This window comes from Streptomyces sp. NPDC014864 (assembly GCF_043081525.1).
Lineage (GTDB): Bacteria > Actinomycetota > Actinomycetes > Streptomycetales > Streptomycetaceae > Streptomyces.
Genome location: NZ_JBIBWT010000014.1, coordinates 1 through 19,437 on the forward strand (window position 1 = coordinate 1; position 19,437 = coordinate 19,437).

The window sequence follows — 19,437 nt, forward strand, 5'->3', positions numbered from 1 at the left end:
ATGTCGCAATCCACACCAGGCCAGAGGGCCCTCACCCATTTCAAGATCTCTCAGCCGAGACCTGCGTCACCAACCTCCGTGGACAGAACACCTAGGCCCAATCCGCCGCGTACGCCCGGAAGTGAGACACGTCCCCGCCCGTACGAAGTGCTGTCGTGAGCAAGGAAATCCGCGCCCATGGTCGGTGCGGACGTACGGCCGTGGGAGGCCACGGGGGCGCCGGGTCCGTCGCCCGCTCGGGTTTAGGGAATCTGGCCCGGGTGGTCCGCTCGGTGCGCCCCGGTCCGGTGCACGCGCACAGCTCGACGGCCGGGCTCGCCGCCGGGTTCCCGGGCGGGACCAGGCGGCGCGCGGCGTGGTTCGGGCGGCAGGCGGCGGCCGCGGCCCTCGCCGGGCTGATGCTGGACCCGCCGCTGCGCGAGTCGCTCGGTCTCCGCGGACGCCGGCGCGTGCTGTCCACCCACGACGTACGGCGCGCCGCCGAGTCGTCGCGGACGTCTACCGCGAGCTGCTCGGCGCCCCGCGTCCCGCCGCCGGGGCGCCGATTCCGGGCGGCCGGCCGCGCGAAGGCCCCCGGGACCGGACACGGCCGTCCCCCCAGCAGAGGCGCCGGCGCCGGGGCGGCGGCCCGGATCAGCAGGCGCCCCGCGCCCGTCGAGTACATGGAGTCCACCCGATCGTGACCGGGGAAGCACCCTCCCCTCCCCCGGCGATCAGCCACTGGACCAGGGATGCGCGGCCGCCTCGGTCGTCCCGGCGCGCGGCGATCCCGCCGTACTCCGGCTGCCCGTGGACCGGCGCCCGCCGCGGCCGGCCCCGCCATTGCCGCTGCTCGTCGCCAACGGCACCGCCGCCCTGCTGGGCGCCCCGACCCTGACCGAGTCGCGGCGCCACCCGCCGCTCCTGGCCGTCCTGGCCGCCCTCTCGCTGCTGCCGCGCATGCCCCCGACGCGCCCCGAGGTGCCGGGGGTGCTGGACGAGCCGCCCTCCCGGTGCGCCCGGGGGCCGCACGCTTGCGGACATGGCTGTGGGCCCCGGGTGCCGGATCGTGCGGGGCCGGCACCCGGGGCCCACGGCCTGGCCGGGTGAGACGCTGCCTAGCGGCGCGCGGTGGAGCGGGCGCGGCGGTAGAGGACCGCGCCGCCCGCGATGAGGGCCGCGCTGGCGGCCGAGGTGGCCAGCAGGGCGCCGGCGCCGGTCTGGGCCAGCTCGGGCGCGTGCGGCTGCATGTGCTCGGCCGGAGGCATGGACGCGCCGCGCGGGGGCGGAAACGTCGGACCGGGCTCCGGCTCGCCGTATCCCGGAGGAGTCGAGTGCTTGTCGGTCGGAGCGGGCAGCGTGTGGTAATCCCCGGCGGGCGGCTGCTCGTCGCCGGAGCCGGGTTCCGGGGTACTGCGGACCGGCGGGGTGGACGGGGTGGGCGTGTCCGTCGTGGCCGTCGCGTTCGCCTGGCCGGCGCACGAGTTGCCGAACGCCGGGTTCAGGCCCGCGACCACGTCGACGGTGTTGCCGCAGGCGTTCACCGGCACATCGATGGGGGCCTGCACGGTGTTGCCGGACAGGACGCCCGGCGAGCCCGAGGAGCTGCCGTTCGCGAACGTGTCCGCCAGGGCGGGGTTGGCGTACAGGGACAGCACGCTCGTCGCGGCGGCCGCCACGAACACTCCCCTGCTCAGGGTCTGTCGCACTATCGTTGATCTTCCTGCTTGAAGAACGTGGAGAAGTGGGAAAGCCGGCCTTGGCCGGGTGAGTCGGTCCAAGGCCGGCTGCGGCACAGCCGGGACGGCTGGTGCGTGACGAGGTCAGTCGTTGACGCAGGCGTTGCCGAACGCGGGGTTCAGCAGGGCGATGACGTCGACCGTGTTGCCGCACACGTTGGCCGGGACGTGCACGGGAACCTGGATGACGTTGCCCGAGAGGACACCCGGGGAGTTGGCCGCGGAACCGTTGGCACCGGCGTCGGCGAAAGCGGGGGCGGCCATGCCCAGGGCCATGATGGTGCCCGTGACGACGGCGAAGCTCTTCTTCATGAATGTTCCCTTCTTCGGGGTCGTGCCCCCATTCCGGCCGGAACCGGATGAGCACGACCTGGAAATTCGCAGCACTGAACGAGGGTTGTACGACATAGGATCTGATGGAACGTAACGCGGCGGGCTATTCACTCGATCGCGTCCGTCCGTCACACGTTTCACTCTCGACCGGAGTGCCGAAAACACTTTTTCGGAAAAGGCCCGGGAAGCCCGCGAAAGCAGCGGCGGTCGGCCCAGGCCGGTCTCAATCGGCTCAGCCCTGCTCGCCGTTGGCCGACAGGACCGACAGCTTCTCCAGGGCTTGGGACAGCGCGCTGTCCCGCGTTGTTCCCTGAACCGGTGAGAGCTGCGGGCCCAGGTTTGCGTTCGCCGCCGAGTTACCGAACGACGACGTGGCGCCGGTGCCGTTCGTCACCGCCGGTCCGTTGTCGTGGCCGACGGCGAGCGCCGATGGAGCGGCCGCCACCGCCATTCCGACGACAGAAGCGGCGGCCGCGGCGGCGACCATTGCCTTCCTGAGCACTTCGCGTTCCTTTCCTCGTGGCGACGCATGCCCTACGCCTCGTTCAACACGGCATCCGGGGTTTGGTTTCGGGGGTTCACCCGGTTGGCCCGCACGCCCCTCGGAACGCCGGAAAATCACGGAGTCGGGAAAACACACAACCAGCCCGCGACCTCCACCGGCCGGGGGGCGAACGGCGGAAGCCACGCAGGATCCGCGCAGTTGACCAGAACGCGGCCGGTTCGGCGACCGCGGCCCGGTTCAGCGGGAGTAGAGCGCCTCGATCTCCCGCGCGTACGCCGTCAGCGCCGCGTGCCGTTTGACCTTCAGGGACGGGGTGAGCAGCCCGTTCTCCTCGCTGAACTCGCCCTCGACCAGGGTGAAGGCGCGGATCGACTCGGCGCGGGAGACGGCCCGGTTGGCGTGGTCCACGGCCTTCTGGACGTCGGCACGCATCCGCGGGTCCCGGACGACCTCGGACATGGGGGTGCCGGCGGGCAGCCTGCGGACCGAGAGCCAGTGCGCGACCGACTCCGGGTCGAGGGTGATCAGGGCGGCGACGAAGGGGCGGTTGTCGCCGACGACGAGGCACTGCCCGACCGGCGGCCGGCTGCGCAGCCGGTCCTCCAGGACCGCCGGGGAGACGTTCTTGCCGCCGGAGGTGACGAGGATGTCCTTCTTGCGGCCGGTGATGGCGAGGTGGCCCTCGTCGTCGAGGGAACCGAGGTCCCCGGTGGCGAACCTGCCGTCGTCGAGCACCGCCTCCGTGGCCGCCGGGTTGTTCAGGTACGAGCCGAAGACCACCGGGCCCTTGACGAGCACCTCGCCGTCGTCGGCGATGCGGACCGCCGTGCCGGGGACCGGGAGCCCGAGCGTGCCGGGGCGGGGACGCAGCGGAGGGACGATGGTGGCCGCGGCCGTCGTCTCGGTCAGGCCGTAGCCCTCGTAAACGACGATGCCGGCGGCGAGGAAGAAGAGGTTGAGGTCGCGGTCGAGCGGGGAGCCGCCGCTGATCGCGTAGCGCAACCGGCCGCCGAGCTCCTTGCGGACGCGCCGGTAGACCAGCAGGTCGTACAGCGCCCAGGCCGCGTACAGGCCGGGCCCCGGGCCCTTGCCGGTGCCGAGGAACTTCCGCAGGTACGCCTCCCCGAAGCGCACCCCGACGCGGTGGGCCCGCTCGAACGACGCGCCCCGGCCGATCACTCGGTGCGCGCCGCCAGGTCGGCGCGCCGTCGTGCCCGTTTCAGATCCCTGCGTACGCCCATGACGGCTCCCGGTCGCGGCTGGAACTGAACTGCTGCCGTACGTACTTACGGGGAGGTCAACTTACTCACGCGTAAGGAAAGGTCAATGGGCCGCGCACGGCGGAGGGACGCCGTCCCGGCGCCCTATGACACGACGTCCTTGCGGGCGAAGGAGCGGAAGGCCAGGGCGAACAGGACGAGCGCGTAGCCGACGGAGAGCGCCGTGCCCTGGATCATGCCGGACCACTCCGGGTGCGGCTGCACGGCGTCGGCCCAGGCGAACTGCCAGTGCGCGGGCAGGAAGTCGCGCCAGTGGCCGAGCGCCGTGACGGCGTCCAGCACATTGCCCACGATGGTCAGGCCGACCGCGCCGCCGACCGCGCCGAGCGGGGCGTCGGTCCTGGTCGACAGCCAGAACGCGAGCGCGGCCGTGACCAGTTGGGAGACGAAGACGTACCCGACGACGACCACCAGCCGCCCGGTCGCGGTGGCCGTGTCCAGCGCGCCGCCGGTGGGTATCTGCAGCGGGCCCCAGCCGTAGGCCACCGTGCCCACGGCGAGCGCCACCACCGGCAGCAGCACCATCGCCGCCAGGCTCAGCCCGAGCCCCACCACCAGCTTCGACCACAGCAGCCGCGCCCGCGGCACGGGCGCGGCGAGCAGATAGCGCAGGGAGGACCAGCTCGCCTCCGAGGCCACCGTGTCCCCGCAGAACAGCGCCACCGGGACGACCAGCAGGAAGCCCGCCGACACGAACAGGTTCACCGCGGCGAAGTTGGCGCCGGACGCGGTGGCGGTGTCCATCAGGGTCACCCGGTCGTTGCGGCCGCCCGGGTCGCCGCCGATGGCGAAGGCGACGGACAGCACGAAGGGCAGCGCGGCCAGGATCCCGGCCATGACGAGGGTGCGGCGCCGCTTCAGCTGCCGCACCAGCTCCACCCTCAGCGGCAGGGTGCGGCCGGCCCGGTAGCCGGAGGCGGTCTCCTGCGGCCCGGTGGGCTCACCGCGCTCCGGGCGACCGGTGCGGTCGGCGTGATCGGCGAGCGTGCTCATGCGGTACCTCCGATCAGGGTGAGGAAGGCGTCCTCCAGGCGGCGGTGCGGGCCCACGGAGGCGACGGGCACCTCCAGCCGGACCAGCTCCGCGACGAGGCGCTCGGCCGTGCCGCCCGGTTCCAGCCGGACCAGCAGCCCGTCCTCCGTCCGGACCGCCGAGACCACGCCGGGCAGCGCGGCCACCTTCTCCGCGACGGGCTCGTCCACGGGCGTGCCGGTGCCGACGAGCAGGGTGTCCCCGGAGCCGACGATCTCGCCGACCGGGCCGGCCTGGACCAGCCGGCCGCGGTCCATCACCACCAGGTGCGTGCAGGACTGCTCGACCTCCGCGAGCAGATGGCTGGAGACGATCACCGTCCGGCCGGCGGCCGCGTACCGGATCATCACCTCGCGCATCTGGCGGATCTGGGGCGGGTCCAGGCCGTTGGTCGGCTCGTCCAGGATGAGCAGGTCCGGCAGGCCGAGCATGGCCTGGGCGATGGCGAGGCGCTGGCGCATCCCCTGGGAGTAGGTGCGCACCGCGCGGGCCAGGGCGTCGCCGAGGCCCGCGATCTCCAGGGCCTCCTCCAGGTGGGCGTCCTCCCGCGGGCGGCCGGTGGCCCGCCAGTACAGCTCCAGGTTCTCCCGCCCGGACAGGTGGGGCAGGAAGCCCGCGCCCTCCACGAACGCGCCGACCCGCGACAGCACCGGTGCGCCGGGCCGCACGGCGTGGCCGAAGACGCGGATCTCGCCGTCGTCCGGGGTGATCAGGCCCATCAGCATGCGCAGGGTGGTGGTCTTGCCCGCTCCGTTCGGTCCGAGCAGGCCGAGCACCTGGCCCTTCTGCACGCGGAAGGACAGGTCCCTGACCGCGTACCGGTCCGCCGACTTCGCGTACCGCTTGCTCAGGCCGGTGATCCGGAGCGGGACCTCGGGGGCCGACTCCGGGTCGGGGGCGGGGGCGGGGGCGGCCGTGCGGCGGCGGGCCGTCGCCAGTAGCGCGAGCGCGACGACCGCGCCCGCGAGCGGCAGCCACCACACCCAGGCGGGCAGCGGAGCCGCCGCGCTGGTCACACCGGCCGCCGTCGGTACCTCCAGGTCGCTCCGGAGGGAGACGGTGTACGTCGCCGGGGAGAGCGGGGACGCGTAGCCGAGGTCGGTGGAGGCGAGGACCAGGCGGAGCCGGTGGCCCTTCTGCACCTCGTGGTCGATCGCCGGGAGGGTGAGCGTCACGTCCCTGCCCGCCCGGGCGCCCTCGACCCGCACCGGGTCCACCAGCTGGGAGGGCAGCACGGGCCGCCCGCCGCCCGGGCCGACGTCGTAGAGCTTGGCGAAGAGCACCGCGTCCGCGCTCGTCGACCCGACCCGGACACGCACCGTCGGCGAGCCGGTGATGCGCAGGTCGTCGCGGACGGGGGCGGAGTCGAACCGCGCGTGCTGGCCCGGGAAGTCCAGGGACACGCCGACGCCGAGCGAGGACAGCTGGGCCAGGCCACCGGAGCCGCCGAGTCCGGGCAGGGCGGAGACGGCGGGCGGGTTCGCCCCGGCCGGGTTCTCCAAGCGCTGCTCACCGCCGGTGAGCGCGACCGGACGCCGTCCGCCCGCCAGCCCCGGGTACGCGCTGCCGCTCGCGCCGCGCAGGCGGGCCGCGCCGTCGGTGGAGTCGACGCCTCCGGTGCGGGTCACGCGGAAGGCGGGGCCGGTGTCGGCGCCCCGGTCGCCCTTGAGGTACCGGTCGAACCAGGCCCGCACCCGCGTCTGGACGCGGCCGGTCTCCAGGTCGCCGCCGTCGTGACCGCCCGCGATCCAGTCGACGTCGACCGGGGCGCCGTTGGCGCGGATCGCCCGGGCGGCCGCGTCGGCCTGGCCGAGCGGGAAGAGGGAGTCGGACTGGCCCTGCACCAGCAGCGTCGGCACCTTGATGCGGTCGCCGACGGCGGAGGGCGAACGCTCCTCGAGCATCCGGCGGGCCTCGGCGTCCGGTCTGCCGGACTCGGCGACCCGCTGGTACATCCGGCACAGCTCGGGCCGGAACCTGGCGCATCCGCCGCCGGAGTTCACGAAGACGCCCGCCCACAGCTTCTTGAAGACGCCGTTCGGGAACAGGGCGTCCGCGAGGTTCCAGTACGTGATCGCCGGGGCGATGGCGTCCACCCGGCGGTCGTGCCCCGCGGCGAGCAGCGACACCGCACCGCCGTAGGAGGCGCCGGCCACGCCCACGCGCGGGTCGCCGGGCGCGTCGAGCCGGACCTGGGGCTGCTTCGCCAGCCAGTCGACGAGCCGGGAGACGTCGGCGACCTCGCCCCCGGGGTCGTTCAGCCCGATCTTCCCCGTGGAGCGGCCGAAGCCGCGGGCGGACCAGGTCAGCACCGCGTACCCGTCCCGGGCCAGGCCCTGGGCCTGCTGCCGCACGTCGTCCTTGCTGCCGCCGAAGCCGTGCGCGAGAAGGACGGCGGGGCGGCGGGCGGTGCCGCCGGAGGTGAAGTACGAGGTGTCGACGCGCACTCCGCCGCCCATGTCCACGACCCGGTCGGCGCGGTGCACCGGGGCCGGCCCGTCGGAGGCGGCCGCCGTCCACGCGCCGGCACCGGCGAGCACCGCGACGGCGGCCCCGGCGGCCAGCAGGCGCCGGGGTCCCCGCAGCAGGCCCCGCGGTGCGGGCAGTCGAAGATCCATGCGTCCACGGTACGGGCCACCACCGACATCCGAAGCGCCCGCCGGGCCGAACCCGGTGCCCTCCCGGGGGAGTACGGGCCTGCGGCGGCGTACTGCGGCCGTGGTACGAAGGCGCATGGAGATTCGAAGGGCCGCCACCGTCGCCGAACTGGCCGCCGCCGAGCACCTGTTCGACAATCCGGTCCGTCCGGACGGGGCCGAGCGCTTCCTGACCGCCGCCGGGCACCATCTCCTCCTCGCGTACGCGGACGACGCGAAGGCGCCCGTCGGCTTCGTGTCCGGCGTGGAGACGGTGCATCCGGACAAGGGCGCCGACATGCTCCTGTACGAGTTGGCGGTCGCCGAGCCGTACCGGCGGCGGGGGATCGCGCGGGCGCTGATCGGGCGGCTCGCCGCGCTGGGCCGGGAGGCGGGCTGCCACGGCATGTGGGTCCTGGTCGACGCCGGAAACGACGTCGCCCTTGCCGCCTACCGCAGTGCGGGGGGCAAGGACGACGGATCGTGCTCGGTGATGACCTGGGACCTCGCCTGAGGGTCAGGCCCGCGCGTCCTCCGGGACGGACACCAGCCAGCGGGTGTGGCGGCGCGGGCGGAGGTAGAAGGCCCAGTACAGGGTGGCGACGGCGGTGATGCCGCCGGTCCACAGCAGGTAGCTGGTCTCCTGCTGGCTGAGGACGTACGTCAGGACGGCGATCAGCAGGACGGGCATCACGGGCCACAGCGGCATCCGCCAGGCGGGCGTGTGCTTGTGCGAGCCCCTGCGGGCGAGCAGCGCGGCGACCGCGACGAGCAGGTACATGCCGGTCACCGACACGCTCGTGACGCCGTAGAGGGTGTCCAGGTTGACGAAGCACAGGGCCGCCCCGGGCACGCCCACCGCGAGCGTGGAGACCCATGGGGAGCCGAACCGGCCGAGCTTGGCGAAGACGTTGTTGACCGGCTCGGGCCAGGCCTTGTCGCGGGCGGAGGCGAACAGGACGCGGGAGTTCTGGATGACCATGACGATGCCCGCGTTGATGATCGCGAGGGCCACGCAGAGGCTGACGAAGGTGCCGACGGCGGAGTTGGACCAGGCGGTCACCATGCCGCTGAGGTCGCCGCCGGTGAGCTCCTTGACGTCGGAGGCGCCCATGGTGATGGCGACGACCGGCACCAGGATGATCACGGTGGAGATGGCGAGGGTGGCGAGCACCGTGCGGGCCACGTTGCGGCGCGGGTGCTCGAGCTCCTCGGAGAGGTAGACGGCCGTCGAGAAGCCCTGGGTGACGAAGAGCGCGATGGCGAGGCCGGAGACGATCAGCATGGCCGTCACGGTGTCCGTGTGGCCGTCGGTGCCGGCCACCTGCATCGAGACGAGGCTGCCCACCCCGCGGTGGCTGTGGGCGAAGCCCAGCAGGGCCACGACACCGGCGGCGATCACTTCGAGGACCAGGAAGACGCCGGTGATCCAGGCGTTGGCGCGCAGGTCCAGCAGACCGGCGAGGGTGGCCAGCAGCATCACGCCGGCGCCGGTCCAGGACGCGTCGAGGTGCACGATCGGGGCCAGGTAGTCCGCCGTACCGATGGCGATCACGGGCGGCACGATCATCACGACCAGCAGCGACAGGACGAAGACCAGCCAGCCCGCAAGCCGTCCGGCCATCGTCGACACCATGGCGTACTCGCCGCCCGCGCTGGGAATGAGGGTGCCCAGCTCCGAGTAGCAGAACGCCACGGCGATGCAGAGGAGGGAGCCGATGGCGATCGTCAGGGCGGTGGCGGTGCCGAGGGATCCGAACAGGTCCGGGACGACCACGAACAGCGTGGAGGCCGGCGTCACGCAGGAGAGGGTGAGGAGCGTGCCGCCGACCACCCCGATGGAGCGCTTGAGCGTCTGGGGGCTGTCTGTCGCCTGTGGGACGGCGTTCTCGACAGGGCGGAGCGTGTCGGTCATGCGGCGGTTCCGATCGACTCGTGCAGCAGATGAGGGCTTCGGGAGCGTTATCGCCTCCGGCGGCTTCGGTCCTACGTACTGTCGTCCGCTCCCGGCGCTGAATGGAACCCCGACGAAAACCGCCACGTCAATGGCCGTTTACCTACGGAATCCGCACTCGTTGATCGCCTGAGATCACATCACTTTCCCAGGCGCCGAGAGCACAGTAGGGCATTCAGCAAGCCTTTTGAGAACCTGACCTTGCTTTCCAAGGTCATCAGTACACGTGGCCTGCGTCGCCCTTTTCGTCCTCCGCACACGACATCCGCAGCGCGGGGGGCAAAAAAAATGTCAGGCCGTCCGCATAACGGACGGCCTGACAACGGCGTTCGGTGAGACTCAGTGGTTGCGCGGGAACCCGAGGTCCACGCCTGTGGGGGCCTCGGCGGGGTCCGGCCAGCGGGTGGTGACCACCTTGCCGCGGGTGTAGAAGTGCGTCCCGTCGTTGCCGTAGATGTGGTGGTCGCCGAAGAGGGAGTCCTTCCAGCCGCCGAAGGAGTGGTAGCCCACCGGCACCGGGATCGGGACGTTCACGCCGACCATGCCGGCCTCGATCTCCAGCTGGAAGCGGCGGGCGGCACCGCCGTCCCGGGTGAAGATCGCGGTGCCGTTGCCGAACGGCGAGCCGTTGATGAGTGCCACGCCCTCCTCGTAGGTGTTCACGCGCAGCACGCACAGCACCGGGCCGAAGATCTCGTCCTGGTACGCCTTGGCGGTGGTCGGCACCTTGTCGAGCAGCGAGATGCCGATCCAGTGGCCGTCCTCGAAGCCGTCCACCGTGAAGCCGGTGCCGTCGAGCACCACCTCGGCGCCCTCGGCCGCCGCGCCCTCGACGTAGGACGCCACCTTGTCGCGGTGGACCTTGGTGATCAGCGGGCCCATCTCGGAGGCCGGGTCGGTGCCGGGGCCGATCTTGATCTTCTCGGCACGCTCGCGGATCTTCTCCACCAGCTCGTCGCCGACGGCGCCGACCGCGACGACCGCGGAGATGGCCATGCAGCGCTCGCCCGCGGAGCCGTAGGCGGCCGAGACGGCGGCGTCGGCGGCCGCGTCCAGGTCGGCGTCCGGCAGCACGAGCATGTGGTTCTTGGCGCCGCCGAGGGCCTGGACCCGCTTGCCGTTGGCGGAGGCGGTGGTGTGGATGTAGCGGGCGATCGGGGTGGAGCCGACGAAGGACACGGCCTTGACGTCCGGGTGCTCCAGGAGGCGGTCCACCGCCACCTTGTCGCCGTGCACGACGTTGAACACGCCGTCCGGCAGGCCCGCCTCGGCCAGCAGCTCGGCGAGCTTCAGGGAGGCGGAGGGGTCCTTCTCGCTCGGCTTCAGCACGAAGGTGTTGCCGCAGGCGATGGCGATCGGGAACATCCACATCGGGACCATCGCCGGGAAGTTGAACGGCGTGATGCCCGCGACCACCCCCAGCGGCTGCCGGATCGAGGCCACGTCGACACGGCTGGCGACCTGCGTGGACAGCTCACCCTTGAGCTGCACGGTGATACCGCAGGCGAGGTCGACGATCTCCAGGCCGCGGGCGACCTCGCCGAGCGCGTCGGAGTGCACCTTGCCGTGCTCGGCGGTGATCAGCTCGGCGATCTCGTCGCGGTGCGCGTCGAGCAGCGCGCGGAACTTGAAGAGGATCGAGGTGCGCTGGGCCAGCGAGGACAGGCCCCAGGCGGCGAACGCGTCCTTGGCGGCGGCGACCGCCGCGTCCACCTCGTCGGCCGTCGCGAAGGCGACCTTGGTGGTGACCTCGCCGGTCGCCGGGTCGGTGACCGGCCCGTACGTACCCGAGGCGCCTTCGACGGTCTTCCCGCCGATCCAGTGGTTGACGATCTTCGTCATGCCCGGTAACTCCTTCACGAGTGGCGGCGTCGGGTCGAGACGTGCCGTGCGTACGGCTCATGCGCCCCGGCCGCCGACGATCGGGTCGCGGCCGCGGTCACAGGTCCATCCCACCAGTCCGGCGGCGAGGGCGCGCCCGACACTGTGTCTGCGGTTTCGGTCCCCGCGTAGACACATGTGGGAGTGTGCGCCCCCGGGGCCTCGGCGTGGCGAGCGGACCTCGACGGTGTCCGTGGGAAGAACCTCCGGCGCGGGGCCGTGGCGGGCGGGGAGTCGACGCTCGCACTTCGCTCCTGCCAGGGCGAAGCGGCCTCCCGCGCCGGAGGCGATCTGTACCCGGGTGGCGCAACGCGCGGGGACGGGGCGGGCGGCCCCGCCGGACACGCCCGCACGGCCCGGGATGTGCTGCTCCCCCGTCTCCGGGCGGGGGACACGGGTCCACCCCGCTCCGCCTCCGGTGACGAGGTCGTACGCCATCGGCTCCCTTTCGCGTCGCCTCCCCCGGTTGTAGTGCCGGGCACGGAACCCTGTCAATGTTTTGTCCGGACATTCGGACCAGACATTCTCCTGCTGTCCACCGTCCCGTCACCCCTCGGGTCACGGGTGTCCTGTGCATCGGTTCCGTCACAAAGACCTCGCCCGTGTCACACATGTCGCATGTACGCGGGTTGTCCGTCACACCCCCTCGACAGGCACTTGCCGCTCCCGACGTGGGTCGTTCTCGGAACACAGGCTTTGTGATCGCCAGCACAGCGCCCGGCTCCCCCGACGGCCCACCCGGCCTCCGCCGCGGCGCGGGGAGGTGCCACGCATGACCGACCAAAGGCTCTGGTCGTACAAGGAGATCGCGGCGCACATCAAGGTGCAGCCGGACACAGTGCGGTCCTACCGCAAGCACGGCCTGCTGCCCCCGCCCGACCACGTGGAGAGCGGCAAGCCCTACTGGTACGCCGACACGGTCCGGACCTGGGTCGCCTCCCGGCCCCGCAACCGCAGCCGTGGAGGTGGCTGACCCGCCCCTCCTCTCCCGCGGCCCGACGTGACGGTGCCCCACGCACGGGTGGGGCACCGTCACGTCGGGCCCACGACCCGGTGAGCCCGTCCCACTGCTCGACGAGTCGGTCCCCCGGGCCGATGAGTCAGTTCCACGGCCCGATGAGTCGGTCCCACGGCCCGACGAGTCAGTTCCACGGCCCGACGAGTCAGTTCCACGGCCCGACGAGTCAGTTCCACGGCTCGACGACCGTCACCCCGGAACCCGGCGCCGTCCCCATCGCCGCCAGCGCGGCGGGAGCCGCCGCGAGCGGGACGGTCGCCGTCACCAGCAGGTCGGGGCGCAGTACGCCGGCCTCGACCAGGCGCAGCATCTCGGGGTAGGCGTGCGCGGCCATGCCGTGGCTGCCGAGCAGTTCCAGTTCCAGGGCGACCGCGCGGGCCATCGGCACCGGGGTCGTGCCCGTCGCGGAGGGGAGCAGGCCGACCTGGACGTGGCGGCCCCGGCGGCGCAGTCCGTTCACGGAGGCCGCGCAGGTGGCCGCGGATCCGAGCGCGTCGAGGGAGAGGTGGGCGCCGCCGCCGGTCACCTCGCGGATCCGCTCGGCCGTGTCGGGCCCGGCCGCCGCGTCCACGCACGCGGCCGCGCCGAACGTCCGCGCCAGTTCCAGCGCCTTCGGCGACACGTCGACCGCCACGACCCGGGCCCCCGCGGCCGCCGCGATCATCACCGCCGACAGGCCGACGCCTCCGCAGCCGTGCACGGCGACCCATTCGCCGGGCGCGACCCGGCCCTGCCGCACCACCGCGCGGAACGCGGTGGCGAACCGGCAGCCGAGCGAGGCCGCCGTCGCGAAGGAGAGCGCCTCGGGCACGGCGACCAGGTTGACGTCGGCGTGGTCGAGCGCGACGTACTGGGCGAAGGAGCCCCAGTGGGTGAAGCCGGGCTGGGTCTGCCGCTCGCACACCTGCTGGTCCCCGGCCGCGCAGGCGGGGCAGGTGCCGCAGGCGCAGACGAAGGGGACGGTGACCCGGTCGCCGGGCCGCCATCGGGTCACCCGGGGGCCCACCGCCTCGACCACCCCCGCGAGTTCGTGGCCCGGCACGTGCGGGAGCGTGATGCCGGGGTCGTGGCCCATCCATCCGTGCCAGTCGCTGCGGCACAGGCCGGTCGCCTCGACCCGCACCACGACCCCGCGCTCCGCGGGCCGCGGGTCGGCCACCTCGCGCACCTCGGCCGGCTCTCCGTACCGTTCGAACACCACAGCCCGCATCCGTCGCCTCGCCGTTCTTCCGCCGGGATCTCCGGCGGAACGGTAGCCGCCGCCCGGCGGGGCGCCGCGACTTCATACCCCCTAGGGGTATACTTCCCCTCGTTGGCCACACCGGTTTCGCCCGCCTCGACAAGGAGCAACGCCATGACCGTCCACACCGGCACCCCGGACACCGTCACCGCCGTCTACCAGGTGAGCGGGATGAGCTGCGGACACTGCGAGGGGTCCGTCTCCGCCGAGCTCTCGGAGCTGCCCGGCGTCAGCTCGGTGAAGGCCGTCGCCTCGACCGGCGAGGTCACGGTCGTCTCGGCGGCGCCGCTCGACGAGGAGGCCGTGCGCGCCGCCGTCGACGAGGCGGGCTTCGAACTCGCCGGCAAGGCCTGAACCGCGCTCCGGCCGAGGCGATTTCACTGCGGCGGAAGTAAGAGTCCCTCTAGAGTCGGGCGCGCGCCTCACATAAGCTCTTCACAAGGCTCGCGCATCTTCCTTACGCTGGAGCCCCGATCGCCGTATCGGGGCCCTTGCGTATCAAAGGGACAGATGCAAGAGATGCAGATCACAGTGACGCGAACGTAACCATCGAAGGGGTTCGAAGGTCTAAGTTGGCGATGTCAGACAGCGTCTTGGGGGGCGTTGGCTGACATCTGAGGATGTCTTGGGGGACTTCCTCAGTTGGGGGTACCTCCCTGCTCGCACGACGTTGAGAGCTTGGGGGAGCGTTGCCGGGGCACGTACACCGGGAAGCTTTGAGCGGCCCTCCCGCGCGTGCGCGTCCCGGCAGATCGCACAGCAGTACGACAGCACAATGGCACGACCGTACGGAAGTGCGGGAGCACGACGACTTCTGCTCGTTCTGCTCACACAGCGATTTCAGGCGCTGGCCTCATAGGCGCCCGGCCGGATCCCGTGGGGGGAATCCGCACCGGGACATGGGAAGGCGCCCTGGACGCCGGCCCGTGGGGGGACCGGCGCCAGGGCGCCTTCCGCTTGCCCGCAGTGCGCCTGAGGTCTAGCGCTCCTCGACCGGGACGAAGTCGCGCTCGACCACACCCGTGTAGATCTGGCGCGGGCGGCCGATGCGGGAGCCCGGCTCCTTGATCATCTCGTGCCACTGGGCGATCCAGCCCGGCAGGCGGCCGAGGGCGAACAGGACCGTGAACATCTCGGTCGGGAAGCCCATGGCCCGGTAGATCAGACCGGTGTAGAAGTCGACGTTCGGGTAGAGCTTGCGCTCGACGAAGTAGTCGTCGGAGAGGGCGTGCTCCTCCAGCTTCAGGGCGATGTCGAGGAGCTCGTCATCCTTGCCCAGGGCCGAGAGCACGTCGTGCGCGGCGGCCTTGATGATCTTGGCGCGGGGGTCGAAGTTCTTGTAGACCCGGTGGCCGAAGCCCATCAGGCGGACGCCGTCCTCCTTGTTCTTCACCTTGCGGATGAAGGTGTCGACGTCGTTCCCGGAGTCGCGGATGCCCTCCAGCATCTCCAGGACGGACTGGTTGGCACCGCCGTGCAGCGGGCCCCACAGGGCGTTGATGCCGGCCGAGATCGACGCGAACATGTTGGCCTGCGAGGAGCCGACCAGGCGGACCGTGGAGGTCGAGCAGTTCTGCTCGTGGTCCGCGTGCAGGATCAGCAGCTTGTCGAGCGCCGAGACGACGACCGGGTCGAGGTCGTACTCCTGGGCCGGCACCGAGAAGGTCATGCGCAGGAAGTTCTCGACGTAGCCGAGGTCGTTGCGCGGGTAGACGAACGGGTGACCGATCGACTTCTTGTAGGCGTACGCGGCGATCGTCGGAAGCTTGGCGAGCAGACGGATGGTCGAGAGGTTGCGCTGCTTCTCGTCGAACGGGTTGTGGCTGTCCTGGTAGAAGGTGGACAGCGCCGAGACGACGGACGACAGCATCGCCATCGGGTGGGCGTCGCGCGGGAAGCCCTTGTAGAAGTTCTTGACGTCCTCGTGCAGCAGGGTGTGCTGCGTGATGTCGTTCTTGAAGGTGGTGAGCTCGTCGACGGTCGGCAGCTCACCGTTGATCAGCAGGTAGGCCACCTCCAGGAAGGTGGAGCGCTCCGCCAACTGCTCGATCGGGTAGCCGCGGTAGCGGAGGATGCCCTGCTCACCGTCGAGGTAGGTGACGGCGGATTTGTAGGCGGCCGTGTTGCCGTACCCGCTGTCCAGGGTCACCAGACCGGTCTGGGCGCGCAGCTTCCCGATGTCGAAGCCCTTGTCGCCGACGGTGCTGTCGATCACCGGGTAGGTGTACTCGCTGCCGTCGTACCGCAGTACTACAGAGTTGTCGCTCACGTCTTCCCTCACCGACGTAGTGCCTCATCTTCGAGGTGCCCTGACTGTCTCTACCATCCCCCATTTGGCTCAGGAGAGTGCACTCGGGGTCGACCATTGGGCCTATTGGCGGCACTCAGTGCCGCCAACCTGCTCATCCTGCCCGCTCGATCCGGTCACGGGAAGTGCTGTGTGACCTTCGCGACTCGTTTGATCGATCATTTTTTGGGATGCGGGGCTCAGACGGCCTGTTCGGGCCGTTCAGGCCCGTTCGAGCCGGAGGTCGAGTGCCGTGCAGCGCCGCCCCGCCGACACCGTGCGGACCGCCTGTCCGATCGCCTTGCGGGAACCGACGAGGACGACGAGCTTCTTGGCCCGGGTCACCGCCGTGTACAGCAGGTTGCGTTGCAGCATCATCCAAGCACCCGTGGTGACGGGGATCACCACGGCGGGGTATTCACTCCCCTGGGAGCGGTGAATGGTCACCGCGTACGCGTGGGCCAGCTCGTCCAGTTCGTCGAACTCGTAGGCCACCTCCTCGTCCTCGTCCGTCAGCACCGTCAGGCGCTGGTCGACCGGGTCGAGCGAGGTGACCACGCCCACGGTGCCGTTGAAGACACCGTTCCTCCCCTTCTCGTAATTGTTGCGGACCTGGGTGACCTTGTCTCCGACGCGGAAGACCCGGCCGCCGAACCGCTTCTCCGGGAGGTCGGGCCGGCCCGGCGTGACGGCCTGCTGGAGCAGGCCGTTGAGGGTGCCGGCGCCCGCCGGGCCGCGGTGCATGGGCGCGAGGACCTGCACGTCCCGGCGCGGATCCAGCCCGAACCGGGCCGGGATCCGCCGCGCCGCCACGTCCACGGTGAGCCGGCCGGCCTCCTCGGTGTCGTCCTCGACGAACAGGAAGAAGTCCTTCATGCCGTCGGTGACCGGGTGCTGCCCCGCGTTGATCCGGTGCGCGTTGGTCACCACGCCGGACTGCTGGGCCTGCCGGAACACGCGTGTGAGGCGGACGGCGGGGACCGGGCCGCCCTCGGCCAGCAGATCCCGCAGGACCTCGCCGGCGCCGACGCTGGGCAACTGGTCCACGTCCCCGACGAAGAGCAGATGGGCGCCCGGGGGCACCGCCTTGACCAGCTTGTTGGCCAGCAGCAGGTCCAGCATCGACGCCTCGTCCACGACCACCAGGTCGGCGTCCAGCGGGCGGTCCCTGTCGTACGCCGCGTCCCCGCCGGGCTTGAGCTCCAGCAGGCGGTGGACGGTGGACGCCTCGGCGCCGGTCAGCTCGGCCAGCCGCTTGGCGGCCCGGCCGGTGGGCGCGGCCAGCACCACCTTGGCCTTCCTGGCCCGGGCCAGCTCCACGATCGAGCGCACGGTGAAGGACTTGCCGCAGCCGGGGCCGCCGGTCAGCACGGCCACCTTCTCGGTGAGCGCCAGCCGCACCGCCGCCTCCTGCTCGGGCGCCAGCTCGGCCCCGGTGCGGCCGCGCAGCCAGCCCAGCGCCCGGTCCCAGTCCACCTGCCGGAAGGACGGCATCCGGTCGGCGTCCGTGCGCAGCAGGCGCAGCACCTGGGCGGCCAGGGAGAGCTCGGCGCGGTGGAAGGGGACGAGGTAGACCGCCGTCACCGGGTCCCCGCCGTCCGGGCCGGGCACCTTCTCCCGTACGACTCCGGGGTCGGCGCCCTCCTCGGCGGGCTCCGCGAGCTCGGCGAGGCACTCGATGACGAGGCCGGTGTCGACCTGGAGGAGCTTGACCGCGTCCGCGATCAGCCGCTCCTCGGGGAGGAAGCAGTGGCCCTGGTCGGTGGACTGCGACAGCGCGTACTGCAGGCCCGCCTTGACGCGCTCCGGGCTGTCGTGCGGGATGCCGACGGACCGCGCGATCCGGTCGGCGGTGAGGAAGCCGATGCCCCAGACGTCCGTCGCCAGCCGGTACGGCTGGTTCCGCACCACCGAGATCGAGGCGTCGCCGTACTTCTTGTAGATGCGCACCGCGATCGACGTCGACACCTCGACGGTCTGGAGGAAGAGCATGACCTCCTTGATCGCCTTCTGCTCCTCCCAGGCGTCGGCGATCTTCCTGGTGCGCTTGGGGCCGAGGCCGGGAACCTCGATCAGCCGCTTGGGCTCCTCCTCGATGATCTTCAGGGTGTCCAGGCCGAAGTGCTGGGTGATGCGGTCGGCGAAGACCGGGCCGATGCCCTTGACCAGGCCGGAGCCGAGGTAGCGCCGGATGCCCTGGACGGTGGCCGGCAGGACGGTCGTGTAGTTCTCGCACTGGAACTGCCGGCCGTACTGGGGGTGCGATCCCCAACGGCCCTCCATGCGCAGGGACTCGCCGACCTGGGCGCCCAGCAGCGCACCCACGACCGTGAGGAGGTCACCGCCGCCGCGGCCGGTGTCGACGCGGGCGACCGTGTACCCGTTCTCCTCGTTGGCGTAGGTGATCCGCTCCAGCACGCCTTCGACCACGGCGAGCCGCCGTTCGCCCGTGTCGCTCCCCGCCTGTTGAGCCATGATCCGACGGTACCCGGGAGGTCCGACAACGGGCACGGTCCGCCCTACGGGCGGGGCCGCCTCTTGAGGTCTTCGAGGAAGGCGGTGAAGGCGGGAGCCGGGAAGGTGAGGGTGGCTCGGGCGGGGACCTTCGAGTCGCGGACGGCTATGTGGGCGGGACGGTTCGCGATCTCGACGCATTCGTTGCCGTCGCCCTCGCCGGAGTAGGACGACTTCCGCCAGTAGTCCATCGGGTGCCTCACAGCTCTCTCGTCAGATTGTGGATGAAGTCGCGCGACCGGTCGGGGTCAAGTGATGCGGTCTCCACTCTATGGAAGCGCGTTCGATAGGTGGTGAGCTGTGCCTCGGCGTCGATGAGGAGTGAGCCATGAGGCGCGTCGCGCACGACTGTGTCCAACTTGGACAGGGGGCCACCGACATAGGTCATCGTGCTCGACGCTGTGGCGAAGCCGTCCAGGTCCATGGGGATGACGCGCACGGTGATGTGGTCCGCTTCGGACAATTCGAGGAGCCGGGTGAGTTGAGCCCTTGCCGTGACACGGTCGCTGACTCTGATCCTGAGTGCCGCCTCATGAATCACGGCTTCGTACGGGACGGCGAAGTCCTGGCGCGCCTTTCGGTGCTGGATGCGCAACTCGATCTCTTCGCCGGTCAGTTCCGGCAGCCTCGACTCGAAGACGGCACGCGCATAGTCCTCGGTCTGCAGCAGGCCCGGCACGTAAAGGATCGCCACGTGCCGTAGGAACCGCGCGTGATGCTCCAACTCCGACAAGTCCAGGAAGGACGTGGGCAGCAGACCCCGGTACTCCTCCCACCAGCCGCGCGTCCGATCAGTGGCCACCGCCACCAGGGCGGCCACGAACTCCTGGTCCGTGCAGGCGTAGTGAGAGGCGAGGCGACGGACTCGCTGCTCGCTCACACCCGCGAGCGCCGACTCGATATGGGTGATCTGTGCGGCTCCGACACCGAGCAGCGCGGCCGCCTGACGGGAGCTGAGGCCCGCGGCCTCGCGGAGCCTGCGCAGCTCAGTGGCCAATCGCATTTGGCGTGCTGTGGGCTCACGCCTCTTCACCATCTA

16 protein-coding genes and 3 pseudogenes are annotated in these 19,437 nt (G+C 71.5%); 4 read left to right on the plus strand and 15 right to left on the minus strand.

The genetic code is table 11. From position 1 onward, the window contains the following. Positions 1-260: 260 nt before the first annotated feature. Positions 261-683, plus strand: coding sequence for a hypothetical protein (locus tag ACF1A5_RS23875; protein ID WP_392194896.1), 423 nt, complete (start codon positions 261-263; stop codon positions 681-683). Between the two features lie 414 nt (positions 684-1,097). On the opposite strand, the gene ACF1A5_RS23880 is transcribed toward ACF1A5_RS23875, so the two are convergent. From ACF1A5_RS23880 to ACF1A5_RS23905, 6 genes and pseudogenes are all read right to left on the minus strand, one after another. After that, positions 1,098-1,688 (minus strand): chaplin, encoded by a 591-nt coding sequence (locus ACF1A5_RS23880; RefSeq protein ID WP_392194897.1) that lies wholly within the window; start codon positions 1,686-1,688, stop codon positions 1,098-1,100. Between the two features lie 114 nt (positions 1,689-1,802). Beyond that, positions 1,803-2,030, minus strand: a complete 228-nt coding sequence (locus tag ACF1A5_RS23885; RefSeq protein WP_392194898.1) for a chaplin — start codon at positions 2,028-2,030, stop codon at positions 1,803-1,805. Positions 2,031-2,283: 253 nt separating this feature from the next. Next, positions 2,284-2,553, minus strand: coding sequence for a hypothetical protein (locus tag ACF1A5_RS23890; RefSeq protein WP_392194899.1), 270 nt, complete (start codon positions 2,551-2,553; stop codon positions 2,284-2,286). A 240-nt stretch (positions 2,554-2,793) separates the two neighbouring features. Further along, positions 2,794-3,732 (minus strand): annotated as a pseudogene (locus ACF1A5_RS23895) (AMP-dependent synthetase/ligase); the annotation flags it as partial. Positions 3,733-3,920: 188 nt separating this feature from the next. Beyond that, entirely contained in the window at positions 3,921-4,829 is a 909-nt protein-coding gene (locus tag ACF1A5_RS23900) for an ABC transporter permease (protein ID WP_392194900.1), read from the minus strand. Further along, positions 4,826-7,486, minus strand: a complete 2,661-nt coding sequence (locus ACF1A5_RS23905; protein WP_392194901.1) for an alpha/beta fold hydrolase — start codon at positions 7,484-7,486, stop codon at positions 4,826-4,828. Before ACF1A5_RS23905 ends, ACF1A5_RS23900 begins: the two co-directional genes overlap by 4 nt. Before the next feature lie 115 nt (positions 7,487-7,601). Here ACF1A5_RS23905 and ACF1A5_RS23910 point away from each other — a divergent pair, with 115 nt between their 5' ends. Then, positions 7,602-8,018, plus strand: coding sequence for a GNAT family N-acetyltransferase (locus ACF1A5_RS23910; protein ID WP_392194902.1), 417 nt, complete (start codon positions 7,602-7,604; stop codon positions 8,016-8,018). A 3-nt stretch (positions 8,019-8,021) separates the two neighbouring features. Here ACF1A5_RS23910 and ACF1A5_RS23915 read toward each other — a convergent pair whose 3' ends face one another. The 4 genes and pseudogenes from ACF1A5_RS23915 to ACF1A5_RS23930 form a co-directional block, all read right to left on the minus strand. After that, positions 8,022-9,419, minus strand: coding sequence for an APC family permease (locus ACF1A5_RS23915; RefSeq protein WP_392194903.1), 1,398 nt, complete (start codon positions 9,417-9,419; stop codon positions 8,022-8,024). Between the two features lie 378 nt (positions 9,420-9,797). After that, positions 9,798-11,300 (minus strand): CoA-acylating methylmalonate-semialdehyde dehydrogenase, encoded by a 1,503-nt coding sequence (gene mmsA / locus ACF1A5_RS23920; protein ID WP_392194904.1) that lies wholly within the window; start codon positions 11,298-11,300, stop codon positions 9,798-9,800. Positions 11,301-11,314: 14 nt separating this feature from the next. Next, positions 11,315-11,506: pseudogene (locus tag ACF1A5_RS23925) on the minus strand (hypothetical protein); the annotation flags it as partial. A gap of 34 nt (positions 11,507-11,540) precedes the next feature. Beyond that, positions 11,541-11,777: pseudogene (locus ACF1A5_RS23930) on the minus strand (5-deoxy-glucuronate isomerase); the annotation flags it as partial. 334 nt (positions 11,778-12,111) lie between these two features. Here ACF1A5_RS23930 and ACF1A5_RS23935 point away from each other — a divergent pair. After that, positions 12,112-12,312 (plus strand): helix-turn-helix transcriptional regulator, encoded by a 201-nt coding sequence (locus ACF1A5_RS23935; RefSeq protein WP_392194905.1) that lies wholly within the window; start codon positions 12,112-12,114, stop codon positions 12,310-12,312. Between the two features lie 211 nt (positions 12,313-12,523). Here ACF1A5_RS23935 and ACF1A5_RS23940 read toward each other — a convergent pair whose 3' ends face one another. Beyond that, on the minus strand, positions 12,524-13,567 hold the full coding sequence (locus ACF1A5_RS23940) for a zinc-dependent alcohol dehydrogenase family protein (protein WP_392194906.1): 1,044 nt from the start codon (positions 13,565-13,567) through the stop codon (positions 12,524-12,526). Positions 13,568-13,711: 144 nt separating this feature from the next. On the opposite strand from ACF1A5_RS23940, the gene ACF1A5_RS23945 reads away from it, so the two are divergent. Next, positions 13,712-13,951, plus strand: coding sequence for a heavy-metal-associated domain-containing protein (locus tag ACF1A5_RS23945; protein WP_392194907.1), 240 nt, complete (start codon positions 13,712-13,714; stop codon positions 13,949-13,951). Positions 13,952-14,576: 625 nt separating this feature from the next. Here ACF1A5_RS23945 and ACF1A5_RS23950 read toward each other — a convergent pair. The 4 genes from ACF1A5_RS23950 to ACF1A5_RS23965 form a co-directional block, all read right to left on the minus strand. Beyond that, on the minus strand, positions 14,577-15,866 hold the full coding sequence (locus ACF1A5_RS23950; protein WP_356192495.1) for a citrate synthase: 1,290 nt from the start codon (positions 15,864-15,866) through the stop codon (positions 14,577-14,579). Positions 15,867-16,106: 240 nt separating this feature from the next. Further along, complete coding sequence (locus tag ACF1A5_RS23955; RefSeq protein ID WP_392194908.1) at positions 16,107-18,359, minus strand: ATP-dependent RecD-like DNA helicase; 2,253 nt, start codon at positions 18,357-18,359, stop codon at positions 16,107-16,109. 44 nt (positions 18,360-18,403) lie between these two features. Beyond that, complete coding sequence (locus tag ACF1A5_RS23960; RefSeq protein WP_392194909.1) at positions 18,404-18,589, minus strand: DUF397 domain-containing protein; 186 nt, start codon at positions 18,587-18,589, stop codon at positions 18,404-18,406. A gap of 8 nt (positions 18,590-18,597) precedes the next feature. After that, positions 18,598-19,434: a helix-turn-helix domain-containing protein gene (locus ACF1A5_RS23965; protein ID WP_392194910.1), complete on the minus strand. Its 837-nt coding sequence runs from the start codon at positions 19,432-19,434 to the stop codon at positions 18,598-18,600. Between the last annotated feature and the right edge of the window lie 3 nt (positions 19,435-19,437).

Coding starts and splice junctions, on each gene's coding strand:
- ACF1A5_RS23885 (WP_392194898.1), bottom strand. CDS start 2,030: ATGAAGAAGAGCTTCGCCGTCGTCACGGGCACCATCATGGCCCTGGGC.
- ACF1A5_RS23900 (WP_392194900.1), bottom strand. CDS start 4,829: ATGAGCACGCTCGCCGATCACGCCGACCGCACCGGTCGCCCGGAGCGC.
- ACF1A5_RS23905 (WP_392194901.1), bottom strand. CDS start 7,486: ATGGATCTTCGACTGCCCGCACCGCGGGGCCTGCTGCGGGGACCCCGG.
- ACF1A5_RS23910 (WP_392194902.1), top strand. CDS start 7,602: ATGGAGATTCGAAGGGCCGCCACCGTCGCCGAACTGGCCGCCGCCGAG.
- ACF1A5_RS23915 (WP_392194903.1), bottom strand. CDS start 9,419: ATGACCGACACGCTCCGCCCTGTCGAGAACGCCGTCCCACAGGCGACA.
- mmsA (WP_392194904.1), bottom strand. CDS start 11,300: ATGACGAAGATCGTCAACCACTGGATCGGCGGGAAGACCGTCGAAGGC.
- ACF1A5_RS23935 (WP_392194905.1), top strand. CDS start 12,112: ATGACCGACCAAAGGCTCTGGTCGTACAAGGAGATCGCGGCGCACATC.
- ACF1A5_RS23940 (WP_392194906.1), bottom strand. CDS start 13,567: ATGCGGGCTGTGGTGTTCGAACGGTACGGAGAGCCGGCCGAGGTGCGC.
- ACF1A5_RS23945 (WP_392194907.1), top strand. CDS start 13,712: ATGACCGTCCACACCGGCACCCCGGACACCGTCACCGCCGTCTACCAG.
- ACF1A5_RS23955 (WP_392194908.1), bottom strand. CDS start 18,359: ATGGCTCAACAGGCGGGGAGCGACACGGGCGAACGGCGGCTCGCCGTG.
- ACF1A5_RS23960 (WP_392194909.1), bottom strand. CDS start 18,589: ATGGACTACTGGCGGAAGTCGTCCTACTCCGGCGAGGGCGACGGCAAC.
- ACF1A5_RS23965 (WP_392194910.1), bottom strand. CDS start 19,434: ATGGTGAAGAGGCGTGAGCCCACAGCACGCCAAATGCGATTGGCCACT.